General features: G+C 55.2%; 19 protein-coding genes. 12 read left to right on the top strand and 7 right to left on the bottom strand.

Going from position 1 to position 24,812, the window contains the following annotated elements; genetic code table 11:
- The first annotated feature begins 54 nt into the window (after window positions 1-54).
- A complete protein-coding gene (locus BUB60_RS00120; RefSeq protein ID WP_084726116.1) occupies window positions 55-1,200 on the top strand; it encodes an FtsW/RodA/SpoVE family cell cycle protein in 1,146 nt (381 codons plus the stop codon).
- Window positions 1,201-1,253: 53 nt separating this feature from the next.
- Here BUB60_RS00120 and BUB60_RS00125 read toward each other — a convergent pair whose 3' ends face one another.
- Window positions 1,254-1,808, bottom strand: coding sequence for a GNAT family N-acetyltransferase (locus tag BUB60_RS00125; protein WP_073075630.1), 555 nt, complete (start codon window positions 1,806-1,808; stop codon window positions 1,254-1,256).
- 147 nt (window positions 1,809-1,955) lie between these two features.
- Here BUB60_RS00125 and BUB60_RS00130 point away from each other — a divergent pair, with 147 nt between their 5' ends.
- The 3 genes from BUB60_RS00130 (at window position 1,956) to rpoD (ending at window position 6,094) form a co-directional block, all read left to right on the top strand.
- Complete coding sequence (locus BUB60_RS00130; protein ID WP_073075631.1) at window positions 1,956-2,969, top strand: deoxyguanosinetriphosphate triphosphohydrolase; 1,014 nt, start codon at window positions 1,956-1,958, stop codon at window positions 2,967-2,969.
- A 193-nt stretch (window positions 2,970-3,162) separates the two neighbouring features.
- Window positions 3,163-4,920: a DNA primase gene (gene dnaG / locus BUB60_RS00135; protein WP_073075632.1), complete on the top strand. Its 1,758-nt coding sequence runs from the start codon at window positions 3,163-3,165 to the stop codon at window positions 4,918-4,920.
- A 4-nt stretch (window positions 4,921-4,924) separates the two neighbouring features.
- Window positions 4,925-6,094: an RNA polymerase sigma factor RpoD gene (rpoD, locus tag BUB60_RS00140; protein WP_423242336.1), complete on the top strand. Its 1,170-nt coding sequence runs from the start codon at window positions 4,925-4,927 to the stop codon at window positions 6,092-6,094.
- A gap of 106 nt (window positions 6,095-6,200) precedes the next feature.
- Here the strand turns inward: rpoD and BUB60_RS00145 are convergent, their stop codons facing one another.
- Window positions 6,201-7,229 carry a Cfr family 23S rRNA (adenine(2503)-C(8))-methyltransferase gene (locus BUB60_RS00145; RefSeq protein ID WP_073075633.1) on the bottom strand — a complete coding sequence of 343 codons (1,029 nt, stop codon included), beginning with the start codon at window positions 7,227-7,229 and terminating at the stop codon, window positions 6,201-6,203.
- A 685-nt stretch (window positions 7,230-7,914) separates the two neighbouring features.
- Here BUB60_RS00145 and BUB60_RS00150 point away from each other — a divergent pair.
- From BUB60_RS00150 to BUB60_RS00160, 3 genes are all read left to right on the top strand, one after another.
- Window positions 7,915-9,717, top strand: a complete 1,803-nt coding sequence (locus BUB60_RS00150) for an ABC transporter ATP-binding protein (RefSeq protein WP_073075634.1) — start codon at window positions 7,915-7,917, stop codon at window positions 9,715-9,717.
- Window positions 9,714-11,546 carry an ABC transporter ATP-binding protein gene (locus tag BUB60_RS00155; RefSeq protein ID WP_073075635.1) on the top strand — a complete coding sequence of 611 codons (1,833 nt, stop codon included), beginning with the start codon at window positions 9,714-9,716 and terminating at the stop codon, window positions 11,544-11,546. The genes BUB60_RS00150 and BUB60_RS00155 overlap by 4 nt, the downstream gene beginning before the upstream one ends.
- Window positions 11,547-11,651: 105 nt before the next feature.
- Window positions 11,652-12,764: an acyltransferase gene (locus BUB60_RS00160; protein WP_073075636.1), complete on the top strand. Its 1,113-nt coding sequence runs from the start codon at window positions 11,652-11,654 to the stop codon at window positions 12,762-12,764.
- A 230-nt stretch (window positions 12,765-12,994) separates the two neighbouring features.
- Here the strand turns inward: BUB60_RS00160 and BUB60_RS20000 are convergent, their stop codons facing one another.
- Genes BUB60_RS20000 through BUB60_RS00175 form a run of 3 tightly spaced genes read right to left on the bottom strand, consistent with a single transcriptional unit; the run spans window position 12,995 to window position 15,563 of the window.
- Window positions 12,995-13,783 (bottom strand): ABC transporter permease, encoded by a 789-nt coding sequence (locus BUB60_RS20000; RefSeq protein WP_073075637.1) that lies wholly within the window; start codon window positions 13,781-13,783, stop codon window positions 12,995-12,997.
- 2 nt (window positions 13,784-13,785) lie between these two features.
- A complete protein-coding gene (locus tag BUB60_RS20005; RefSeq protein ID WP_073075638.1) occupies window positions 13,786-14,577 on the bottom strand; it encodes an ABC transporter permease in 792 nt (263 codons plus the stop codon).
- Window positions 14,574-15,563, bottom strand: a complete 990-nt coding sequence (locus tag BUB60_RS00175) for an ABC transporter ATP-binding protein (protein WP_073076225.1) — start codon at window positions 15,561-15,563, stop codon at window positions 14,574-14,576. Before BUB60_RS00175 ends, BUB60_RS20005 begins: the two co-directional genes overlap by 4 nt.
- Window positions 15,564-16,127: 564 nt before the next feature.
- Between BUB60_RS00175 and BUB60_RS00180 the strand changes: the two genes are divergently transcribed.
- The 4 genes from BUB60_RS00180 (at window position 16,128) to BUB60_RS00195 (ending at window position 21,088) form a co-directional block, all read left to right on the top strand.
- Window positions 16,128-16,979, top strand: coding sequence for a hypothetical protein (locus tag BUB60_RS00180; protein ID WP_073075639.1), 852 nt, complete (start codon window positions 16,128-16,130; stop codon window positions 16,977-16,979).
- 103 nt (window positions 16,980-17,082) lie between these two features.
- The gene (locus BUB60_RS00185) at window positions 17,083-18,834 is read left to right on the top strand and encodes an ABC transporter ATP-binding protein/permease (RefSeq protein ID WP_073075640.1); all 1,752 of its coding nucleotides are present in this window, start codon (window positions 17,083-17,085) and stop codon (window positions 18,832-18,834) included.
- 203 nt (window positions 18,835-19,037) lie between these two features.
- Window positions 19,038-19,682 (top strand): corrinoid protein, encoded by a 645-nt coding sequence (locus BUB60_RS00190; protein ID WP_073075641.1) that lies wholly within the window; start codon window positions 19,038-19,040, stop codon window positions 19,680-19,682.
- 158 nt (window positions 19,683-19,840) lie between these two features.
- Window positions 19,841-21,088 (top strand): AraC family transcriptional regulator, encoded by a 1,248-nt coding sequence (locus BUB60_RS00195; protein ID WP_084726119.1) that lies wholly within the window; start codon window positions 19,841-19,843, stop codon window positions 21,086-21,088.
- A 56-nt stretch (window positions 21,089-21,144) separates the two neighbouring features.
- On the opposite strand, the gene BUB60_RS00200 is transcribed toward BUB60_RS00195, so the two are convergent.
- A complete protein-coding gene (locus BUB60_RS00200) occupies window positions 21,145-22,389 on the bottom strand; it encodes a uroporphyrinogen decarboxylase family protein (RefSeq protein ID WP_073075643.1) in 1,245 nt (414 codons plus the stop codon).
- Between the two features lie 158 nt (window positions 22,390-22,547).
- Here BUB60_RS00200 and BUB60_RS00205 point away from each other — a divergent pair, with 158 nt between their 5' ends.
- Window positions 22,548-24,077 (top strand): PucR family transcriptional regulator, encoded by a 1,530-nt coding sequence (locus BUB60_RS00205; protein WP_073075644.1) that lies wholly within the window; start codon window positions 22,548-22,550, stop codon window positions 24,075-24,077.
- Between the two features lie 58 nt (window positions 24,078-24,135).
- Here BUB60_RS00205 and BUB60_RS00210 read toward each other — a convergent pair whose 3' ends face one another.
- Window positions 24,136-24,774, bottom strand: coding sequence for a corrinoid protein (locus tag BUB60_RS00210; protein ID WP_073075645.1), 639 nt, complete (start codon window positions 24,772-24,774; stop codon window positions 24,136-24,138).
- Between the last annotated feature and the right edge of the window lie 38 nt (window positions 24,775-24,812).

Here is a 24,812-nt window from a genome sequence, read left to right on the forward strand (position 1 = left end):
TCATGAAACAATGCTAGAATATGTTCAGCCTTGCTGGACAATCAGGAGAACACTGTGAAAAGAAGATTTGACGCCGTCTCAAAATACATACGGGAATCGGACATGTACCTGCTGATCCTATGTGTGATCAGTTCGATCTACGGTATTATACTCATTTACAGCGCCACACGGAGCCAGGACACCAACACGAACGTCTATATCCAGATCGTTTCGCTGGTTCTCGGCATCGGCTTATACGTACTGTTTTCGCTTTTGGACGTGGATACCATCGCCGACAGGGCGAAAATATTATACGTTCTGAGCATACTGTTTATTGCAACGCTGTTTATCTGGGGAACAGAAATCAATGGTAACCGGGCCTGGCTGCGATTCGGTTCGTTCGGTGTGCAGCCGGCCGAGATCGTCAAGATCCCGTATACGATCATCCTGGCGAAAATGATTGCAAATTTCAAGGATAAGAAAACGCTGAGCGCGCCGCTGTCTCTCGTGCAAATCGTCGCGGTCTTCGGCGGGCTGTTCATATTCATCATTCTCTCGTCCTCGGACCTTGGGTCCGCGCTTGTCTATCTGTTTATCCTGATTATGATGCTGTTCGTCGGCGGCATCGACCTGAAATGGCTGCTTCTGGGGCTTCTCGTGCTGGCGGGCGTCATTCTTCTGGCGTGGCACACCTCCATCCTGACCGATACCCAAAAGGATCGTATCCTTGCCCCGTATAATCCCAATATCGACCCGAAGCATATCAATGTAACCTGGCAGGCCACGCAAAGTCAATACGCTATTGCGTCGGGCAATTTCCTTGGAAAGGGCCTTTTGAAGGGCCCCATGACGCAGGCCGGCTCCGTCCCGCAGCAGTATACGGACTTTATCTTCTCGGTAGCCGGCGAGGAGCTGGGCTTTGTCGGCTGCTTTCTGATCGTCGTATTGCTTTTGCTGCTCATCATCAGGACTGTCGTCGTGGGTATCAAGTCTAACAATACCACCGGCCTGCTCGTCTGCACCGGCATGGCGGCCATGCTGATTGCGCAGACCTTTGAAAATATCGGCATGTGCCTTGGCCTCACCCCTGTCATTGGCCTGACGCTGCCGTTTTTCAGCTACGGCGGCTCATCGCTGATCACCATGTTCGCGGCGATGGGCATCGTCTCCGGCATCAAGATGCGGCCGAAGCCCGCGCGTTTCCGAAGTTACAGCAGATAATCGCCGCCATAACCGGCAGCCCCCTCATCGAGGGGGCCGCTTTTATCATTCCGTCATTCCATATTCTCATTCCGCAGGACCATATGGATGTGGTCCTCCCAGACGTTGTGAATTCTCAAATACTTATAGGCGATGCCCTCGTTGTAGAAACCGAGCTTTTCGGCGACGCGGAAAGATCGCGTGTTTCTCGGCATGATGTTGGCCTCGATGCGGTGCAGGCCGGCGTCCGTGAACATGACCTCGATGCCTTTTTTGGCGGCTTCCGTGATATAGCCCTTATTCAGCTCGTCCTTGTCGCATTTATAGCTGAGAAAGCACGACAGAAAAGCGCCCCTGACGATATTGCTGAACGCCACGGAACCGACCGCCTCCTCTGGCCGCCCCTTCTTGAACAGCCAGAAGCGCACGTCGCTGAGCGCCTCGAAGGCGGCAAGGTCCTTTTCCAGCTGCGCGGCATGAAAGCCCAGCGTATAAAATTCGGGGCCCCTGGCCGGCTCCCAGGCGCTTAAAAACGTCAGATTGCGCCAGTAAAAATCCAGAACGGCGGGCGCTTCCGCTTTATCAGGCACCTTCAGGAGCAGCCTTTCGGTCTCATATTCTCTCTGCATGACGTTCCTCCCACGGTCTTTGTCTAATATAGACGAGCGTCCGGCGGCGTTCGCGCCGAATCATAGGATAATCGCCGAGAAATAAATAAAGGATATCGGCCGTCCGTCACGTATAAGATTATTGTAACGCTTTTTTGGAGTGATGTCATGCCAAATTTCAGAGAAAAGCGGGAGGCGCTCGAAAGGCGTCTGATATCGCCGCAGGGGGTCCGCGCCGAAAACTCGAAAGGACGCGCTGTTCCGGAAACGGAAAGCGACGTCCGTACCTGTTTCCAGCGCGACATGGACAGGATCATCCACAGCAAATCCTTCCGGAGGCTGATGCATAAGACGCAGGTGTTCCTCCAGCCGGAGGGCGACCATTACAGGACGCGGCTGACGCATACCTTTGAGGTATCGCGCATCGCCCGGACGATCGCGCGGGCACTGGAGCTGAGCGAGGATCTCACCGAGGCCATCGCCCTCGGGCACGACCTGGGCCACACGCCCTTCGGACATGCCGGCGAAAGGGCAATGAACGATATCCTGAAGGAGGACGGCGGCTTCCGGCACGCCGAACAGAGCCTCCGGGTCGTGGACAGGGTCGAAAAGGACGGCAGAGGCCTCAATCTTACATATGAGGTGCGGGACGGCATCCTGAACCACACCTCCGGCGGCGCACCGGAGACGCTGGAGGGGCAGGTCGTCCGCATCGCCGACAGGGCCGCTTACATCAATCACGACGTTGACGACGCACTCAGGGCCGGGATACTAAAGGAATCCGATATCCCGGAGGAGTTTATCTGCGCCCTTGGCGATACTTACAGCGCGCGGATCGACACTATTATCATGGATATCATCACCGCGAGCTTGGACAGCGGCACGATCTGCATGAGCCCCGGCATCAGCTTCGTCTTCGACAGCTTCCACAGCTTTATGTTCCAGAACGTTTACACGAACGTCCAGGCGAAAAGCGAGGAAAAGAAGGTTTACGGCATACTAAACGGCATTTTTGAATACTACGTGAAGAATCCGGACAAGCTGCCGGGGGATTTCAAACGCCTTGCCGAGACGGACGGTCTCCGGCGGGCCGTGGCCGACTATGTGTCGGGGATGACGGACAAGTACGCCGTATACCAGTTCAGCGAGCTTTTTATCCCGGAGGCCTGGCAGGTCAGATAAAGCGCGCGTTTTTGCCGAAAAGGCGCAAATTTCCGCGCCGATATGCAATTTCGATGTATAAAAAGTTCCTCGATATGATATAAATACCGTAACGGACAGCGGCGGGAAATTGAGGCATCGCAAAGCTTTGAAGCCCGGGGTTTTTTGGAGCCCGGGCCGGCGTGCATGATTTTGACGAAAGGAACGGTGGGGCATGGCTTTTCCTGAATTATTCCTCGACGAGCTTGTCAGAAAAAACGACATTGTCGACGTCGTCGGCAGCTACGTGCGTCTGACGAAGAAAACCGGGAATAACCTCTTTGGACTCTGCCCGTTTCACAGCGAAAAGACGCCGTCGTTTTCCGTGAATGTCGACAAGCAGATTTATCATTGCTTTGGCTGCGGCAAGGGCGGAGGCGTCGTCAACTTTATCATGGAGATTGAAAATCTCTCCTTTCCCGACGCCGTGCATGTGCTTGCCAAACGCGCGGGCATGACGGTGCCGGATGAAACGACGTCGAAAGAGACACAGAGCCGGCGGGCCAGGCTCCTTGAGCTCAATCGGGACGCGGCGCGCTTTTTTTATGCATCGCTCCTCACGCCCCAGGGTGAGACGGCAAGGAAATATATCGCCAAAAGGGAGATATCCAAGGCCATGGTCACGCGGTTCGGCCTCGGCGTCGCGCTTGACTCCTGGAGCGCCCTCTATGAGGCCATGACGCACAAAGGATACACGAAGCAGGAGCTTCTGGACGCCGGTCTCGTCAAGCTCAGCCGAAAGGACGGCAGCAGCGTGTACGACGCATTCCGCAACAGGCTGATGTTCCCGGTGATCGACGTCCGGGGCAGCATCATCGGTTTTTCCGGGCGCATCCTCGGGGACGGCGAGCCGAAATATTTAAACTCTCCGGACACGCTGGTCTTTGAAAAAAGCCGGAATCTGTTCGCGTTGAATCTGGCCAAGAAAACCAAATCCGGCGTACTGATCCTGACCGAGGGAAACGTCGACGTCGTGGCGCTGCATCAGGCGGGCTTCGATTCGGCTGTGGCCTCGCTGGGCACGTCGCTGACGGAGGAGCAGGTGCGGCTGATGACGCGGTATACCCATGATGTAATCATCGCTTATGATATGGATGAGGCCGGGACGAAAGCCTCCCAGCGCGCCATCGGGATGCTGGAGAAGGCGGGCCTGGGCGTGAAGGTGCTCCGGATGCGCGACGCCAAGGACCCGGACGAGTTTATCAAAAAATTCGGCCGCGACGCCTTTGCCCTGCTCATCGAAAGCAGCGAGCACCACATCGACTACCGGCTGCATGCCATCAGGGCCAAATATGATCTCGGCACGGACGAGGGGCGCCTCAACTATCTCGGCGAGGCCACGGACATGCTGTCACGGCTCCAGAGCGCCGTCGAACGGGAGATTTTCGCGGCCAAGGTTGCCGAGGCGGCAAATGTCTCCCAGGAGGCCGTCACAAACGAGGTCAAGAAGGCCTTTAAGCGCCGGCTGTCCGCTGAGAAAAAGAAGCAGGACGTCCGGGATATGAACGTCTCCGCCGGCTTTCAGCCGGGCGACAGGACGATACGGTACGAGAATGTCTACTCAGCCGCCGCCGAGGAGGGCGTCATCCGGCTGCTTGTCCTGGACGGCGAGCTCATCGAGACCGCCGACAGCCTGGATTTCGAGGAGACTGAATTTACCTCGCCGTTCCTGCAGAAAATATTCGAGGCGATAAAGAAGCGACGGCGGGATGGCCTGGAGGCATCGCCCGCGTCGATCCTCGCGGAGCTTACCAGCGCGGAGGCGTCCCGCTTCTCCATGATCATTGAGAAGCCGGAGGCCCTCTCCAGCGGCACAAAGGCCATGCAGGATTACATAGAAAAAATAAGAGCCGAAAGACTCAAGAGAAGCGCCAGGGAAGACCCCTTGGCCGTTTTACAGAAATACAGAGACAAAACAGGTTGTGGAGGATAAAGTCATGGATATGAAGAAAAAGGTGCGCGACGACGACGACAACAACGAGAAGACAAAGGAGCAGTATAACGAAGAGCGCCTGTCGGCGCTTATCGAGGAAGGGAAGAAACGGGGCAAGCTCAGCTCCAAGGATCTCCTGGACGTGCTGGAGGATATGAATCTGGAGCAGGAGCAGATCGACAGGTTCTACGACACGCTGGAGAATTTCAATATCGACACGACGGACGGCGAAGACGCCGCTTTCCTGCCGGTGGACGAGATCACGCCCGACATCGAGGAGCTCCAGGAGATTGAAAGCCTCAACGAGGATGAGCTGATCGACCCGGAGACGCTGGTCGACAGCTTCAGCGTCGACGACCCCGTCCGGATGTACCTCAAGGAGATCGGCAAGGTCAATCTGCTGTCCGCCGACGAGGAGATCGAGCTGGCCATGAAAATGGCCGAGGGCGACAGGGAAGCCAAGAAGCGCATGGCGGAGGCCAACCTGCGCCTCGTGGTCAGCATCGCCAAGCGCTACGTGGGGCGCGGCATGCTCTTTCTGGACCTGATTCAGGAGGGAAATCTGGGGCTTATCAAGGCCGTGGAGAAGTTCGACTACTCCAAGGGCTACAAATTTTCCACCTACGCCACGTGGTGGATCCGTCAGGCCATCACCCGCGCCATCGCGGACCAGGCCAGGACGATCAGAATCCCCGTCCATATGGTGGAGACGATCAACAAGGTCATGCGCATCTCCCGTCAGCTCCTGCAGGAGCTGGGCCACGACCCGACGCCGGAAGAGATCGCCGAGGACATGGGCATGCCGGTGGAGAAGGTCCGCGAAATATTAAAGATCGCCCAGGAGCCCGTCTCGCTGGAGACGCCCATCGGCGAGGAGGAGGACAGCCATCTTGGCGACTTTATCCCCGACGAGGACGCCTCCGAGCCCGCGGAGGCCGCGTCCTTTACGCTTTTGAAGGAGCAGCTGTCCGAGGTGCTGGGTACCCTGACGCCGCGCGAGGAAAAGGTTTTACGGTTGCGCTTCGGCATCGAGGACGGCCGCACAAGAACGCTGGAGGAGGTCGGCAAGGAGTTCAATGTCACCCGTGAACGCATCCGCCAGATCGAGGCCAAAGCCCTCCGCAAGCTTCGCCATCCCAGCCGCAGCAAAAAGCTGAAGGATTTTTTGAATTAAAAATTTTAATAGGTAAACCTTTTATAACAATAAGCAAACAGATGAGTTCATGATAAAACTCATCTGTTTGCTTTTGCTTGGATATGAGAAAAGATATTCTCAAAATTCAGATTGATTTGCCATACAGCTGACCGCAGGCGGCGTCGATATTTGAGCCGAATTGCGTTCTTACCGTAACCTGTAGGCCCTCCGCGCGGAGATGTTCCATGAATCGTTTAGTTTTATAGTGGCTCGTTTGCCTGAACTTTTGGGGAGTTTTGTCCGTTGGGTTGTACGCAATCAGATCGACGTTGTATAAGCGTTCCCAGCGGTCCCTGCCTCGGAGCAGCCCGGCAATCGCCCCGGCATGCTCCGGCGTGTCATTGATGCCGTCCAGCAGTATATAGGCAATGAAAATCTTTCGGCCCGTGCGCTGCGCGTGACGGTCCAGCACGTTCATGACCTCCTGCAGCGGAAACCTTTTGTTTACAGGCATAATCGCACTTCGCTCTTCATCAAAGGGCGAATGCAGGGAAAAAGTCAGATTGACCTGCGGAAAGCTCCGCGTCAGAAGCCTTATTCCCGATGGGACGCCGATTGTCGAAATTGTGATTCTTCTCTGGCTTAGACCAAAAAGCTGTGGATCGGTCAAAATTGCCAGCGCGTCGTATATGTGGGGATTGGCCAGCGCCTCGCCCATTCCCATAAACGAGACACTGCTCAGGGGATGACGGTTCAGATGAAAATACAGCAGTTGGTCGGTTATTTCATCAGCTGTCAGATTTCGCTGAAACCCTAAGGCGCCTGTCGTGCAGAACCTGCAACCGAATCCGCAGCCGCACTGGGAGGATACGCAGAATGACTCCCAGCCGCGCTTATAGCGCAAGCCGACAGTTTCAATCCTGCGGCCGTCAGCCATTTCGAACAAGACCTTGCCGACCTGTTTTGCAGACGTTTCCGTTATCGGACGGATGCCGCACACAGCGCTTCCAAACTGATCGACAAGCGCGTTGCGCAATGGCGTTGGCAGCATGGACATTTTTTCAAATTCACCGATACGCCGGGTGAAAATCGCGTCCATTATCTGCCGGTATCTATAATCGGGCTGCTTGAGGCCCGTCAATACCTGTTTGATTCGTTGATATTTTGATGCCAATTTGGCTCACTCCTTGATATATGATCATCAAGTTGCAAAGCCAGCATGGTCTGGTGACTATAATTACTCCATACAAACGTCACCAGAATTATCCGGCTTTGCATGGAGCATATCATTTACGTTTTTTCTATCCATCGTTACATCTTCTTTCTCTGGACGATATTTATTTAGAATATCACGAAAGAGCCTGTCGTACAAGACAGGTTACCTTTGGCAAGCAAAGCGATACACAAAATGTATAATTTATATATAAATTTTGAAATATATCTTGCAAATGACGGACAATAGGTATACAATGGAAAAAACTTTGAAAGGAGGGCCGAAAATGAAACGGAACAGTATTGCAGTGTTTAGCGTATACGCGTCCAGGCGCGGCCATGGCGGACGTGTGTCCAGTTATGCATATTATTACTGTGGCAGAGGATTGCTTTCGGCCCGAACCTGACGGGTTTGAAATCGATATGAGCTGCCGCAGGATAACGTCCTGTGGTATTTTTTTGCTCATTTTTGGGAGGGTATTCTGGAAATCTTGAATTCGTATGCCATTTTACCGGTCCTTGCCGCCTGGAGCCTCACGGCGGCGGCAAAGGCAAACGGCGGTTAAGCTCCGGACCTTTCTGACCCGTGATTCAGGCAGCGCGCGGAGCAGGGGAGGCCGCCGTACTTTGAAAGGGAAGGATTCTGTTTGAAAAACGATAATTTTAAGGCAGTCCTGAGATACACCAAGGGGTTCAGGCTGCCGATATTCCTGAGTTTTTTGCTGCTGGGGGCTGAGCTGATCATCTCCTTCGTGTCGCCGCTCCTCATGTCGGTGACCATTGACTCGGTGCTGGGCAGCAAGCCACTCGGTACCCCTTGGTATTTTTCCTGGCTCATATACGCCGTCGGCGGGGTGGAGACGATCAGGAGGAACATCTGGATCATGGCGGCGGTGATTTTCGCGCTGCAGCTGATTCTGGGCCTCGTCCGCTACATAAGAGCCAAGTGCAACAATTCCGCCGGCGAGGGCGTCATCAAGACGCTGCGGGATACGCTATACGCGCATATACAACGGCTCCCTTACGCCTACCACGCCGGCGCCCAGACGGGGGACATCGTCCAGCGGGCCACAAACGATATGGAAACCATCCGCCGCTTCTTCACCACGATGATGCTGGAGCTGGTCCGGACGATCCTGATGCTGCTGGTCGGCATTTTCGTGATGTTCTCCCTGAACGTGCCGCTGACGCTGATCACGCTGGTCCTGGTCGTGCCGGTGGCTTTGACCTCCATCTTGTTCTTTGACAAGATCAGCAGGCTGACGAACGACCAGGAGCAGGCCGAAGGGCGGCTGTTCACAGTCATACAGGAAAATCTCACCGGGACGCGCGTCGTCCGGGCATTCGGCCGGCAGGCCTTTGAAATGGAGAAATTCGACGGGAAGAACGAAGAGAACAGGCACCGCACCATGACCGTGACGCGCTCCTTCGCCACCCTGTGGGCGACGCTGGACGCGATCTGCGCCGTGGAAATCGGGGCGATCATGATCGTCGGGATTCTCCTGTGCGTCAACGGGCGATTGACGATCGGAGAGTTCACAGCCTTTACCTCGTACGTCTTTTTGTTCTTTTGGCCGATCAGAGGCTTTGGGCGGGCGCTGAACCACTTCAGCCGCACGCTTGTGGCGGCGGGGCGCATTGAGGAAGTGTTCAGCGCCAAAGAGGAGGAAGACCTGGACCGTGGGCTGACGCCGGACCTGAGCGGCGATATCCGCTTCGAGAACGTGTGCTTTGCCTACGACACGGTCCCGGTACTCAAGGACCTCAGCATGACGATACCGGGCGGCGCGACGGTGGCGTTCCTCGGCGGCACGGGCTCAGGCAAATCGTCCGTTTCGCTCCTGCTGCAGCGGCTCTACGATATACAAAGCGGGGTCATTACAATCGGCGGGGTGGATATCCGGCAGGTGGGGAAAACATACCTCCGCAATCGCATCGGCATCGTCCTGCAGGAGCCGTTCCTGTATTCCAAGAGTATCCTGCAGAATATCGGCATCAAGTGCCGGGAGCCGGTGCCGGAGGAGGTCAGGGCGGCGGCCGTCAGCGCGTCGATCCACGACGACATCATAAGCTTTGAGGACGGCTACGACACGGTGGTCGGCGAGCGCGGCGTCACGCTTTCGGGCGGACAAAAGCAGCGCGTGGCCATCGCCAGGGCGCTCATGGGGGAGAGCGACGTGCTGATTTTTGACGACTCGCTCTCCGCGGTGGACACCAAAACCGACGCGGCCATCCGGGAAGCCCTCTCCGCGCGCCGGAGGAATGTGACCACGATTATCATCTCGCACCGCATCACAACGCTCATGGAAGCCGACAAGATTTTCGTCCTGAGGGACGGGCACGTGATCGAGGAGGGCAGCCATGAAGAGCTGATGACGACGGGCGGCTTATACAGGCGGACGTATGATATCCAGAACGCCGTCGGGGAGGAGGGGAGTGAAGCCTCATGAGCATGATTGACGAAAAGGATTTTCAAAACAAGAAGATCAGGCCAGACACGTGGAAGGTCATCTTCAAATTTGCCGCAAATTACAAAAAGTCGTACGTCAAGGTGCTGGGCGGCGGCATGCTTGCCGGCCTCATCGACCTTGCCATGTCCTTTATGACCATGTGGGCCATCGACGGCTTCATGGCCCCGGGGACAACGCGGCACCTGCCGGTTTTTATTGCCGTGATCGTCGCGATGCAGGCGGTGCTCTGCCTGACGGTGCTTATGATCGTCCGGAACAGCGGATATCTGGAGGCGAATCTCTGCGCCGACGTCCGGCGGGCGGCTTTCCGCAAGCTGCAGACGATGAGCTTCTCCTACTTTGACAAAACCGCGGTGGGGTATCTTATCTCAAGGCTGACAAACGACATGTCCAGAATCACGGAGATCATCTCCTGGACCGGTATCGACCTGGGCTGGGGCGTGATGGCGATCATCTCGAGCCTGATCGCGATGTTTGCCGTCAATTTCAAGCTGGCGCTGATCACGGCGGCGTCGGTGCCGTTCCTTGCCCTCGTGTCGATTTTCTTTCAGAAGAAAATCCTCAGGTACCAGCGCGAATCGAGAAAATATAACAGCATGATCACGTCGGGCTTCAACGAAGGCATCGCCAGCGCCCAGACGACAAAGACGCTGGTCCGTGAGGAGCTCAATAACGAGGATTTCTTCACGGTAACGGGGAACATGAAAAGGGCCACGATGCGCGCGGCGATGATCTCCGCCGTCTACCTGCCGGTGGCGTCGCTCATCATCAGCGTAGCGATAGGCTTTGTGCTGGTGAAGGGCGGGCACGATGTGCTGGGCAGCCTTTTGACTGTCGGGCAGCTGAACTTCTTCATCAACATCGGCAACATGATGTTCGAGCCGATACGGAACTTTGCCGGCATTTTCGCCGAGTTCCAGTCCTCCCAGGCCGCGGCGGAGCGCGTTGTCGACGTGCTCACGGCAACCTCGGATATTACCGATACGCCGGAGGTCACAGCGAAATATGGCGACAGCTTCAAGCCGGCGCGGGAGAACTGGGAGCCCATTACCGGCGATGTGGAATTCAAAAACGTCTCCTTTTGCTATAAGGAAAATGAGCCGGTGCTCAAAAACTTCAGCCTGAAGGTGAATGCGGGCGAGAACATCGCGCTGGTCGGCGCCACCGGCGGCGGGAAGTCCACGATCGTCAACCTGGTCTGCCGGTTCTACGAGCCGAACGCGGGCGAGCTGCTGATCGACGGGGTCAACGTCCAGGAGCGCAGCCAGCTGTGGCTGCAGTCCTCCCTGGGATATGTCCTGCAGACGCCGCATCTGTTCTCGGGCACGATCCGGGAAAACATCCGTTATGGGCGCCTGGACGCGACCGACGGAGAGGTGGAGGAGGCGGCAAAAACGGTGGGCGCCCATGAGTTCATCATGAAGCTCGAAAAGGGCTATGAGACGGAGGCCGGCGAGGGCGGGAACCTCATGTCCACAGGGCAAAAGCAGCTTATTTCCTTTGCCAGGGCGATCCTGGCCGACCCGAGAATCTTTGTGCTGGACGAGGCGACCAGCTCCATCGACACGGAATCGGAAATGAAAATCGAGACCGCTGTTGAAACGCTCCTTAAAAACCGCACCAGCTTTATCATCGCCCACCGGCTCTCGACCGTCCGCAATGCCGACAGGATTCTGGTCATCGACGACGGCGAGGTGGTCGAGCAGGGAAGCCACAAGCAGCTCATGAAATCGAAAGGGCGTTACTTTGAGCTGTATATGAACCAGTTCAAAAGCGAGCAGTCCGCCAAATCTCTGGCAGTCACATAAAATATCAAGGATCGCCGGGTAAGACTGCCCGGCGGTCCTTGACGTTAAAAAGGGCTTGATAATAAAGCCTGTTAAGGTATATGATGCTGTGGGGGATTGATAAAATTGGTAAAGACAGAGCCGCAGACGTCTGAGACGGATCAGGCGCTAGAGACAGAGCGGCGGATATCGGGGATCGACATCATCAAGGTGGTCGCTATTTTTTCGGTTATCTGCGGGCACTTTTTACTGAACACGAAATACTATACGTCGTCCGTCAATGATTTCAGCATGTATCTCCAAACCTTTATTCGATGGTTTGTCTATGCCGCGGTGCCGCTCTTTATTATCTGCACCGGGTATCTCCAGTCGAGGGCCGAAATCTCGAAAAAGTATTTCTCAAAACTCATCAGGATACTGATTAGCTACATAGTCATTTCGATTCTCTGTATTTTGTACAAGCAGTTCGTGCTTAAGGCAGATATGACGTGGCAGAAAATCCTTTTGTCTTTCACGAATTTTACGGCGGACAGCTACAGCTGGTACGTCAATATGTACATCGGCCTTTTCCTGTTCAGCCCGTTTATCAACCTGATGCTGCCGTATCTGAACAAAAATAAAAGGCGCTTTCAGCTCCTGCTGCTGCTCATGTTCGTCTTCGTTTCGATTCCGCTGACGTACGAGCAGGTCATGCTGATGTTCCCCAACGAGCTTGTCGTCCAGATTCCAAACTATTGGGCGGGGCCCGCGTATCCTATTTTGTTTTATCTGATCGGCGCCTATCTGAGAGAGTTTAAGCCCAGTGTCAACCGCTGGATTTCGGCGGGCGTTATTGTGCTGATGATGCTTGTGCAGTCGGTTATCTATATTGCCGGAAGACATCTGCTGTCGCCCGGTAATCCCTGGTTTATCTCGGATTATTCCTCGCCGTTTCTGCTGATCGAAAGCGTCGGCATTGTTTTGCTGTTCTATAATATCAGCCTGAAAACGGGCTGGCTGCGTACCGTGTTCCTGAAGATATCCGCCGTTACCCTGGAAATGTACCTGTTCAGCTTTCTGGTGGACAGCATCGTCTACGCGCATATCGACAGGCAGCTGACGCAGGAGGCGATTTTCAAGAAATATGTCCTGATCGTCGTCCCCTTGAATATCCTGCTGAGTCTTGCCGTATCGCTGCTTTACAGATTTTTATATGACCGGATATCCAAACTGAAAGCTTATCACCTGAGGCGCGGCTGAAACAGCCGCGCCTCAAACTGTCGGCAAAGCCCTCCGAGCTTTGCCGACAGAAAGCGGCATGCAGTTCGCTCCGCCGCTCCCCGCATGAGAAGTGTCATTTCCGACGTACACGCCGCCGGAAATGACGGATTCCATCGTGTTTCCGCCGTGCGCGGCGGAAATTCTGCGAAGCTTTTATCTCGAAAATAGATTTGTCTACAGGCTGAGGCGCGGCTGTTTCAGCCGCGCCTTTATAATCGCGTTGCCATGATGTTGCCGGATTCGTAGCGGCGCAGGCCGCGGCTGAAAAAGACGCCGGCGAGGACGCAGTACAGCAGGGACGCTCCCAGGGCCGCCAGAGCCGTGAGCGGAGAAAACGCCCGAAAAAGCCGCAAGGGCACGTGTATCGCCAGGCCGATGGGCAGCAGGCTGTACATCAGCGCACGCACGGCGGGGCCGTAGATTTTATCGGGATAGATGGAAAAGTTGATGACAAACTCCGTTGTAAGCTGGCCGATCATGGATGCGTCGCCCCAGTAAAAAGACAAGGTATGCGCCGTCAGCGTGACGGCGGAAAACAGCAGGCTGCCGAGCAGGACGCCGACAAAAAACCAAAGCCAAGCCGCGGCGGTATCATGATACGCCAGCCCCATGAGGATAAAGCCGTAGGCCAGGTCGCCGTACGCCGAAAGGCTGGTCCTGGCGCACAGGACGTTGACGAGCACGTTGCAGGGCTGCAGGAGATAGGCGTCCAGCTCGCCGCTGACGATGAGCTTTGTGACGTTGGCGGCGTTGGCAAAAAGCACGTTCGCCAGGCCGAACGCCGAGCTCGTTGTGGCCCAGATAAACAGCACGTCCTGAAAGGAATATCCGGCGATATATCCGCCGAGCTGCTGAAAGGCGATCCACCAGAAGAAGATGAAGGAGCTGTTGGAAAGGGCCATGCCGAAGGCCTGCGTCAAAAAGCTGGATCTGTACTCCAGGGCGGACGCCAGGTTGAGCCGGAAAAGACACGCGGCGATTTTCAGATGCTTTTTCATCGTTAACCTCCATTCAATTGAAGGCGCCGCACGCTTCCGCGGTAGCAGAGCAGGACAAGCACCACGGATACGGCCGCCCACAATGCCTGCCGGGGAATGAGCGCCCGGAAGAGGGCGGGAGAGTAGTCCACGAATAACCTCGATGGCGCCCAGTACACGTACGAAAACGGCAGGCTTTTCGCCACCGGCTGCAGCCAAGAGGGCAGAAACTCCACCGGCAGGAACATCCCCAGCATAAAGGTCAGCTTCTGATAAATGAAAAACAGCGCCCCGTTGTCTTCCATGACGAAGGAGGACAGCCCGATCAGCATCAGGAAAAAGAAGTTGATGACAACCGCCAGCGCGACGGATAAGAGGAGCGGCGGCAGGACGCTGATGTGAAAGCCCGGCAGCGGCCCGGCAAAAACGAGCCCCAGTACGGCGGCCAACAGGCCGCAGGCGCACAAATTGAGCAGCAACAGGCCGAGAGAGTTTGCAAACTGATAAAAAACGTAATGGGCCGGCCGGCCAATCAGATACGCGATGGCGCCCGACTTGACGTCCTCGTTCATGGTACTGAAGATGCCGGTGCCGCAGCAAAAGCCGATGTATTCCGTAAAAATCAGGTACCATATCAGTTGAGCGTAACTGTACCCGTTGACGCTGCCTTCTTTGTAGATGGCGCGCCAGAGCATGACGAAAACGTAGATAAACACCGTGTAAAAGACAAATCTTGAAAACAGGGACGCCTTATAGGCCACCGCGTTTTTCAGGCTCACCCGCGCGATCACGGCGTATTTCCGCAGCTTTTTCATCGGACGGCCTCCTTCTGGAAAATGGCGGCGATGATATCCTCCATGGGCGGGTTGTTGATGGTGATATCCAGGACGTTGCCCGTCATGCTCAGGCGCTCCATCACGTCGCCGATGGGACGGACAGCGGTGTCCACCGTCAGCGTGGCCTTCTGCCCGCCGCTCTCCGACGACACCGTGACACCGGGGAGCGCCGGTATCCGCTGCGGCGTGCCGAAGCGCACATCGATCAGCTTTTTGCCGAGATAATCGCTCTTGAGTCTTTCCACAGAGGCGTCCAGCACGATGCCGCCGTGATCGATGACAACGGCGCGGCGGCAGAGCTGCTCGATGTCGGCTGGGTCGTGGCTCGTGAGGAAAACAGTCGTCCCGTGCTCCCGGTTTCGGCGCGCGATCAACTCGCGGATGGCCTGCTTGACCACAACGTCCAGGCCGATGGTGGGCTCGTCGAGAAAAAGCAGCTCCGGCTCATGCAGCAATGAAGCGGCGACCTCACAGCGGATGCGTTGGCCCAGAGAGAGCTTGCGCACCGGCGTATGCAGAAATTCGCCCAGCCCAAAAAGCTCGGTCAGCTCCGCCACCCGGCGCCGGCACTCCGCGTTATCAATCTCGTAAATAGCGGCCAGCAGCGTAAAGCTGTCCACGGCCGGCAGGTGCAGCCAGAGCTGCGACTTTTGGCCGAAAACCGTCCCGATGCGCATGGCCAGCTTCCGGCGCTCCCGGGCGGGCGACAGGCCAAGTACCGAAAGCTCTCCGGCTGTGGGATACAGAATGCCGCACAGCATCTTGATGAACGTGGACTTGCCGGCGCCGTTGGGCCCGATGAAGGCCAGCATTTCACCCTGTTCCACGTTCAGGCTGATCCCGCGTACGGCGTCGACAGATATCCACTGAGGCCGTACCAGCGCGCGGAAGCTCGCCGCCAGGCCTTCGGCCTTGACGCGCGCGCGGTATGTTTTACCGAGGTCTTTCGTTTCGATTGCCTTCATGATATTCCCGCCTTTCGTTATTTCGGGCAAAATAAAAACTCCGGGACGATACATCGTCTCGGAGTAAAATACGTCGATCCCCGGCCGATGCAACGCCAAAAGCGCCCGCACCGGCTTACTGAAAAGCTACCGGCGCGACCGTTGAAGTACGATTCGCATCTGCCGCTGGGGCATCGGGAAATTACTGTTCATAAAGAAGTCTCCATCGAAGTTATTAGGCAGATTATACTGTGGCAAAAAGTGGATGTCAAGATTTTTATTTTATCAAAGCGCCGGGGAATAAAATGAGGCAGGCTGTTTTCACTGAGAGACAGCCTGCCTCATTTTATCGTTGCTGCTGCAAATAGGGGAGAGATCCCGCCATAACGTGAAAGTCATGTTAATTATTACATAAAAAACATACTGATTTTAAAGTTATATTGACAGGTATTACTAAAATAGCTATATCTAGAAATATATCCCAATAATTGAGGCGCATACATCAACGGACACCCCCGGCATTTTCGAAGAACGCGAAGGTATCCCCAGGCGACATCGGCAAATTATAATATAGGAGGGCAAATGATGAAAAAAGTACTCGCGCTCGTCATCGCCATGATCCTGCTGGCGGCGGTGACACCAATGACCCTGGCCGCTGACGCCACCGTGTATGTCAGCGTCAGCGTGGACGGGCAGCTCGACGTTGCGGCACAACCCGTCACAGTCACCGACATGACCGTACAGGGCGCCATCAAGGCGGCCCACAAAGCCTACTACTCCGGCGGCGAAGACGGTTATGCCGGCGGCATCGACAAGACCTACAACATGTTCCTCATCACAAGGGCGTGGGGCGTGACGGCGACGCCCTACGTCATCCTCAACGGCGCGCCCCTCGGGTCGGACCCGGCAAATCCCGCCACGGCCGACGTTGCGCCGGTCAAGGCCGGCGACAACATTGTCATCTCCGTCTCCAGCGATCCGGCCGTCGCTGCTCAGGCCATAGCGTTGACGGCCACTATTGCCGATGGGAAAGCGACCGTGACGGCCACAAGCTGGACGCTGGACTTTACGACCTTTGCGTATTCCTCCGCGCCGCTGGCCGACGCGGCCGTCGTGGACCCGGATACAGGCGCCGCGCTGGGCACGACGGACCAGAGCGGCAGCGTCACCACAGATGTTCCGGCCGGCGGTGTCGTTGCCGTTGACGGCCTGGCGGCCATCAACGTGAACGCCGCCGCGTCCAGCCCCGCCGTGCCGGCGCCGACTGCGTCCGCCCCGGCGGCACCGGCTGCCGAAGACACCCCGTTGTTTTATCCTCCGACAAATTCGATGCTCATTGCCATGGCCATCGTTCTGCCGCCGATCATCGTCGTTATCTGCATCAAGACGTCAAAGCAGTCGCGCCTGGACAAGAAAGCTGCCGAGACCAAGAAATAGCGCCCAGGCGGCTGTTCCCCGACTGTTACGTCAGCGATGCCGAAATGATCTCTGATATTTCAGGTATGCTGGGCATTCAAAATAATTATTGAAGGAGATAACAATGAGGAACCTAATAAAGACTGTAAAACAAATAGGGAGGCTGTCGGCTCCTTACTGGATAAGGTCTGAGGACCGGGCAAAGGCCTGGCTGCTGATCCTGGCCGACGTGGCCTTGATGGTCCTCGTCGTCATGGCCAATGTCCGTTATAATAAATGGTTTTTGGACTGGACCAACGCCTTTATGCTGAGCAATTACGCGCTGTGGAAGCAGCAGCTCGTTTTGTTCCTGGCAATTGCCGCTGCCTTGACCCTCTCGGCCGGGCTCAAGGCCTACATCGAAGGATGGCTGACGGTCAGCTGGCGCAACTGGATGACGTCCCGCTATCTGGATGACTGGATGAACAATCACAATCACTACAGGCTGCAGATTACCGGCAATTCGACCGATAACCCCGACCAGCGTATTCAAGAGGACATTAACCTGTTTATCACGAATTTCATTACATACACGCTGCAGCTGATCCAGCAGATCATCATGTTCGCGATATTCCTGATGATCCTTTGGGACCTGTCCAGTGCGATTCCGCTTTTCCTCGGCGGTACAGACTGGTCCTTCCCGGGGTATTTCATCGTCATCGCGCTTGTCTGGGCGTTCCTGACCACCTTTATCGTCCACAAGGTCGGCAGAAGGCTGGTCAAACTCAACTATAATCAGCAGAGATATGAGGCGGACTTCCGTTTCTCACTGGTCCGCGTCAGAGAAAACAGCGAGCAGATATCCCTGCTGCGCGGCGAGGACGTGGAACATGAAAGCCTCATGGTCCGGCTTGGCGACGTTATCGCCAACACGTTCAGAGTGGTCAGCAGGATGATGAAAACGCTTCTATGGAACACCGGACTTTCAATGCTGAACGGTCTCGTTATTTCGGTGCTCCTGGGACCGTCCTACTTCGCGGGGTCGATTCCCGGCGGATACGGTGCCATCATGCAGATATCGCAGGCTTTCCAGACCGTCCTCACCGCGTTCACATTCTTCCAGACGTCGTATGTCGGGCTGGCCACCTGGAAAGCCGTCATCAACCGTCTTTCCGACTTCCTTGACAGCTCCAGGCACAGCGAGGAAATCCTGGCCAATTCCGAGATCAATATCACAAAGCACGCGCTGGACGAAATCAGGGTCGACCGGCTGGACGCCAATCTGCCCACCGGACAGCTGCAAATTTCAGCAAAGGACATGGTGATCAAGCACGGCGAGAAGGTTCTTGTAAAAGGGAAAACCGGGGCCGGCAAAACGACGCTGTTCCGTGTCATCGCGGATATCTGGCCCTTCGGCCAGGGGAGCCTGCGCATGCCGGAGGACAAAAAAATCATGGTGCTCCCGCAGCAGCCATACCTGCCCATCGGCAGGCTTGTGGACGCCATCTGCTATCCCGAGCCGGCGGAGAAATACAGCCGCCCGGCTATTGAACAGGCGCTACGGGATGTGGACCTTGAAAAATTTGTCCCCAGGCTCGATGAGGTCGCGCATTGGAATCATCTACTCTCCGGCGGCGAGCAGCAGCGCGTGGCCGTTGCCAGAGCGCTTTTGTATAACCCCGATTATCTGTTCTTCGACGAAGCCACGGCGTCCATGGATGAGCCTTCGGAAGAGGTACTCTATACGATGCTGCTTGATCGGATGAAGGATGCGACCATCGTATCGATCGGCCATCGCTCGTCCCTGCAGAAATTCCACGACAGGACGATCGTTGCCGAGCAGCAGCCCGGCGGCACCTACAGATTTGTGGAGGAGCAGGCCGCATTAAAGTACTGACCGGCATTTCTTTTCCCTGACATAAAGGATTCTTCGGGGCCGGAGCTCCTCGGAATGACACAGCATGTCGTTCCCGGCCGGCAGGCGAAGAATCCTTTCTTATTTAGCGGCGCGCGCCCCGGTTTCCTTAAGATTTTTTTTAATTGAAATACCCGGACGTTCGTGATAGAATCAATAAGAATTGCATTGTTGGGGAGAAAGAAATGACGACGCTGGAACGCATTAGTGATTATCTGCAAAAGGGTCGTTCTGCAAAGGTTCAGGAAGCGGTGCAACAGGCTCTTGAAGAAAAAATCCCACCGCGAATCATCATGGAAAAAGGCCTCCTTGACGGGATGCGCGTTGTGGCGAACCTGTTCAAGCTTGATGAAGTGTTCGTTCCGCAGGTCCTCGTGGCCTCCCGCGCCATCAATGCCGGACTGCAGATATTAAAGCCCTATCTGCTGGAGGATAGTTCGGAATCGCCGGGAATCATTGTGATCGGCACCGTCAAGGGCGATATGCACGATATCGGGAAAAATATCGTCCGCATCATGATGGAGAGCAAGGGGCTTAAGGTCGTGGATCTGGGCGTCGACGTTTCCGCGGAGCAGTTTTTCAGCGCCGCTGTGGAAAATAACGCTGATATCGTCTGCTGCTCGGCGCTCCTGACGGCGACGATGGAAGAAATGCGTCACGTGGTCGAGCTGTTCAGTGAAAAGAACTATAGGGACAAGGTCAAGATCATGGTCGGCGGCGCACCGGTCACGCAGCGGTTCTGCGATCATATCGGCGCCGATATTTATACGGACGACGCCGTGGAAGCGGCCACGGTGGCCTTTGATTTGTGCGTTAAAAAGGTTTCGTGATTGACATAAAACCGCGCGGGCATCATCGCCTGCGCTTTTTTATTTTTTTATTTTCTGGGAAAAACATAAAAGTTGACAAAAATACAATTCAGCTTTATTCTAAATTAGATAAAAAATTTACATGGATTTAATTTTTTAATGAGAAGGGGGGGCGGGCAATGGTACCACGTTTGCAAGAGAAATGCGAGAAATATCAAAAGCATTTTTCCGAGCTTTTGGAAATCGGCTGCAAGATCGTCGACGTGCCTGAAAATGAACCGCCTTGTCTGCTGCACCAGGATGAACTGAAGAATTTCTGCGCGCACTGCACATACCGGACCGACGAGCTTCAAACGCACCTGTACGGCTGCCATGAGGCGCACCGCTGGAACGGCAGATACATCTATTACTGCCCGTTGGGCCTGACGTTCGTCGCGGCGTCTATTTCCAACAGCTCCGGCGCGCTGGCCGGCGGGCTCGTGCTGGGCCCGTTTGTCATGGGAGACGTCGACGACGTTCTGGTGGACCTGCCGAATCAGGAGATGGCCTGGTCCGTTTCCCAGCTGAGCGAGTTTTCGACACAAAAGGTCCAGCACATCTCGGAGATATTGTCGGTGGTGACGGCGCACATCTCGGGCGTCGAGCATCAGAAGCTCCAGAATCTCCTGTATGACCAGGAGAAGATCCTCAAGGAGATCTATGTCGCCAAGGACTACTATGAGGACATGGACACCCAAAGCGCGGACATGCTTCTGCAATTCGAGAAGGATCTTAGGATCGCCGTGCTGCGCGGGGAGAAAAATTCGGCGCTGCAGATGCTCAACGAGATGCTGGCGCATATCTACGTTTATTCGAACTTTGACATCAGCGCCATCAAGGCGCGGCTACTGGAGCTGCTGGTCATCCTGTCCCGCGCCACTATTGAGGCGGGCGCCGACCCGACGGAGACGTTCCGGCTGTCGGAAAACTTTATATTGCAGATCGAATCGTATGTGGACGTCGACCAGCTGGCCTTCTGGATATCGGACATCGTCCGGCGGTTCATCGTCCAGGCCTTCGACCTGGCGCAGGTCAAGCATTCCGACGTGGTGTTCAAGATCACAAACTATATCAAGAAAAACTGCGCCGAGAAGCTCACCCTCGATTCGCTGGCGAAGGAGGTCTACCTGAGCAAGTCGTATCTGTCGAGCATTTTCAAGCAGGAGACCGGCATGAGCCTGACGGCGTATATCACGAAGGTGCGCGTCGAGAAGAGCAAAAAAATGCTTTTGGAGGACGGTGTCAGCCTCGCCATCATTTCCAGCCAGTGCGGGTTCAAGGACCAGAGCTATTTCACCAAAGTTTTCAAAAAAGAGACCGGCGTTTCGCCGAAGCGCTTCCGCAACAACTATTTCGGGGACACGTCGAATAAATCCTTTGAGGATTGAGTTAAAAAAAGGGCGCGCCGCTTGAAGATTTCAGGCGGCGCGCATTTTTTATGTACTTACCTGTATTTTGCGAAAGCCTCAAACATGGCGTCCAGATTTTCCTTCTTTGTGTTCTCAAGGCTGCCGTTGAAATCGAAGATATAGCCGCCGCCGGGCGCGCATGTGTCGATCAGGAATTTACAGTAGTCCGAGACCTGCTCCTTTTTCCCGAATTCCAGCATAGCCACCGGCAGGTTTCCGGTGATGCAGGCCACCTTGCCGACGACCTCCTTGGCCCGCTTCATATCCACGTCCTCAAAATGGTAGATGACCTTTCCCTTGGGGACATCGATGAGCTGCTCCAGGCGGGAATTGTAGCGGCCCTCGGTGTAGAGGATCGGCGTGACGCCCATATCGATGAGCGCCATGAAAATCTTCTTGAGCGGCTTCCAATAAAGCTTTTCATATTGGGCGGGGCTCATGAAGCCGTCCATGCCTTTGTGCAGCGGGAAGAATACGCGCTTGACGGGCAGGGGAGCGGTTTTGAAATACTGCAGCGCGGCGATCTGCTGGTCGGCGAACATATCGCAGGCCGCGATGATCTCGTCCTCATATTCAAACAGGTCCATCATCAGGCCGACCGTGCCGCGGAAATAGTCACCCAGGATATCGAAGGGCGCTTCGGACAGGCCGGAGAAGAACGGCGGGAGACCCATTGCCGCCAGCTTGGCATTGTATTCGCCGCTCGCTGCGGCCGCGTCGGCATCGAGCTTTGCGACCTCCGCCAGGGTCTTGTAAACCTCCAGCGCGGCGGGGGAGTACATCGGCGCCAGCAAGGACGTGCTCAAAACGACGGTCGGCGTATAGGTAATGCCGGAAACACCCTGCAGGTTCGAATAGACCCGGGGGAGGTATTTGCGCATCATGAAGCCCGTGTAGTCGTCCAGCAGCTCCCGGTATTCCTCCGGGGCCATAAACTCCCGTTCAAGGACCTGATGGGAGCTGTAGTCGGAAACGATGGTCCCCGGACGCCCCGGCCAGTCGATGATGGATGTGCCGGCCGCCTCATTGGCCCGGCCGCTTGTAAAGCCCAGGAAGCAATGCGCGTCACACGCGGGATACTGCTCGTAGAATTTGATCGTGGCGTCGCCGGCCTGTTTGTAATTGTAATAGATATCTTTATAGCTCGAGCCGTTCAGCCGCTGCATGACGGAGGAGAAGAAGGGCACAAACGGGATTTTGCCTGTTTCTTCAAGGGAGATCGCCCGATTCACAAGCTGAATGCGTTCGTCGAATGTCGACATTGCAGATTTCTGGTCCATTGCAGTTACCTCCGTAAGTAAAATTATTTCAGTATACGGCGTCGTGAAGCCGTAACCTTACTATATCGTCGGGAGGTGTTTATGTAAATAGTACAATATTATTGATTATTTCGCCCGGATCATCTACAATGTGAATAAACAGACTGGGAGGTGTTCGCTTGAAATTATGCATTGGTGTTGTTGAGGATGCGCTCGGCTGTCCGGCATTATACAAAAACTATGTTAATACCGACAGTCCGTTTAACCTCGAAGGATGTGAAATATACTGCAGTGAAGCGGTTTTGAAAGCGGATGTCCTCTATCTCGCGCCGTCGGACACGCTGCCTGAAACGATTTCGATCCAGGACGGCGCGGCCATGATCTGCATCGGCCTGCCGCCCGAAAGCTATACGAAAGGGCCACTGCGCCTGCTCGCGCTTGACGAAAAGCTGCAGCTGGGAGAGCTGTCAAATAAGGTTATCCGCATTTTTCAGGAATATAATGCATTGGAGTTAAAGCTGCTGGAGGGCGTCTATCAAGGGCGCGGCGTCCAGTATCTGGTGGAGCTGATGGCTCCAAGTTTTAATCACAACGAATTGGCTGTCTGCAACGAGGACTTTCATCTGATTGGCAAATCGAATCAGGTCAACCGCATGTGCGAGGTGTCGGGCATCAAGCAGACGGACCCGGATATGCTGCCGCCCGAGGTCGTCACATTCTTCAAGAACGATATTATTTTCTATAAAGTACGGAATCTGAAAGAGCCGTTTATCTATGAGCCCAGCATCTTTACGATCCGCGGGCTTTGCATGAACGTGTTCCACGGGGGTGAATATGCCGGGAGGGTCGTTCTGGCGGAAGACAGGAACGCGTTCCGCGGCTATGAAGCGGGACTGCTCCGGTTTTTCACGGCGTACGTCCAGCTCGTTTTCGACCTTTTGGCCGACAGGAGCGGCACGATGCCGCAAGACCATCTGGGGGACATGCTTGCCGATCTGCTGCGCGGAGAATCCGTCGAAAGCTGGCGGCTGGAAAACAGCTTGGCCCAGCGCGGCTGGGATTTCAACGGGCCGTATCTCTGCGCCAGCATCATGCCCAGCGAAAGGGATTATTATAACAGGACGATTCCGTATTACTGCCAGATGTTTAACCGGGACTTCCACGATTGCTGCTCCTTTGAATATAACGGAGACATCGTCTGCGTGGTGCATCTGGAGCATTATGACGGGTCTGTGGAGCGCTTTGCCTCCACCTATCTGGAAACATTCCGGGACGGCTATTTCCGCGTTGGATACGGCAATATTTTTACGGATATCATGGAGCTGCGCCCGCATTTTATGCAGGCAAACATTGCCTTGCGCACGGGACTCAGAAAATTTCCCTCGCTCTGGTATCACAAGTTTTCTGAGATGGTTCTTTATTACGCCGAAGCGAAGCTGACGGAGGAGCTTGACGCGCGATTTTTTTGCGCGCCGGAAATATTGGCGCTGCACAGATACGATAAGGAAAACCAGAGCGATTATCTGCATACGCTGAAAGTCTATCTCGACAATCAGATGAACGCCGTCAAAACATCCAAGGAGCTCTTCGTCCATCGGACGACCATGGAATACAGGCTGAACCGGATCGTGGAGCTGACCGGCATTGATTTTAAAAATGCCGATCAGATACTTTACCTCATCCTGTCGATCAGGCTCCTGGTAAAATAAAACGGCTTCATAAAGCAAAAACCCGGGCATTGAGCCCGGGTTTTAACAGTTCGGAAACTTATTTGGAGATGAGCTCGACAGCCTTGACAGCGGCAGCGCCGGCGTCAGCTGTGTAAGCATCGGCACCGATCTCGTCGGCGAAAGCCTGGGTGATCGGAGCGCCGCCGACCATGATCTTGACCTGGCTCTTGCAACCGGCGTCGATCATGACCTTGACGGTGTTCTTGAGGGAATCCATCGTGGTCGTCAGAAGGGCGGAAGCGCCGACGACTTTGCAGTCGGGGTTGGCTTTGATCGCCTCGACGAACTTCTCGGCCGGGACATCAACGCCCAGGTCGATGACTTCGAAACCGGCGGACTCGATCATGAGCGCGACCAGGTTCTTGCCGATATCGTGGAGGTCACCGGCGACTGTGCCGATAATGTATTTGCCGTTTTTGCCAACGCTGTCGCCGGCGAGATGGGGCTTCAGGATCTCAACGCCCTTTTTCATCGTCTTGGCAGCGACAAGCATTTCGGGAACGAAGATCTCGTTGGCCTGAAATTTGGCGCCAACAACGCCCATGGCGGCGATCATACCCTCGTTGAGAATGGCGTTGGGATCATCACCGGCATCGATAGCTTCCTGCACGATACCTTCGATCAGTTTGACTTTGCCGAGTTCCACGGCCTGCGCGACATCCTTAATTTTTGACATTTGAAATTCCTCCTGTTAATAATTAAAAAATTATTGAT

Origin of the sequence: Sporobacter termitidis DSM 10068 (assembly GCF_900130065.1) — a bacterium.
In the GTDB taxonomy this organism is placed as follows: Bacteria; Bacillota; Clostridia; order Oscillospirales; family Oscillospiraceae; genus Sporobacter; species Sporobacter termitidis.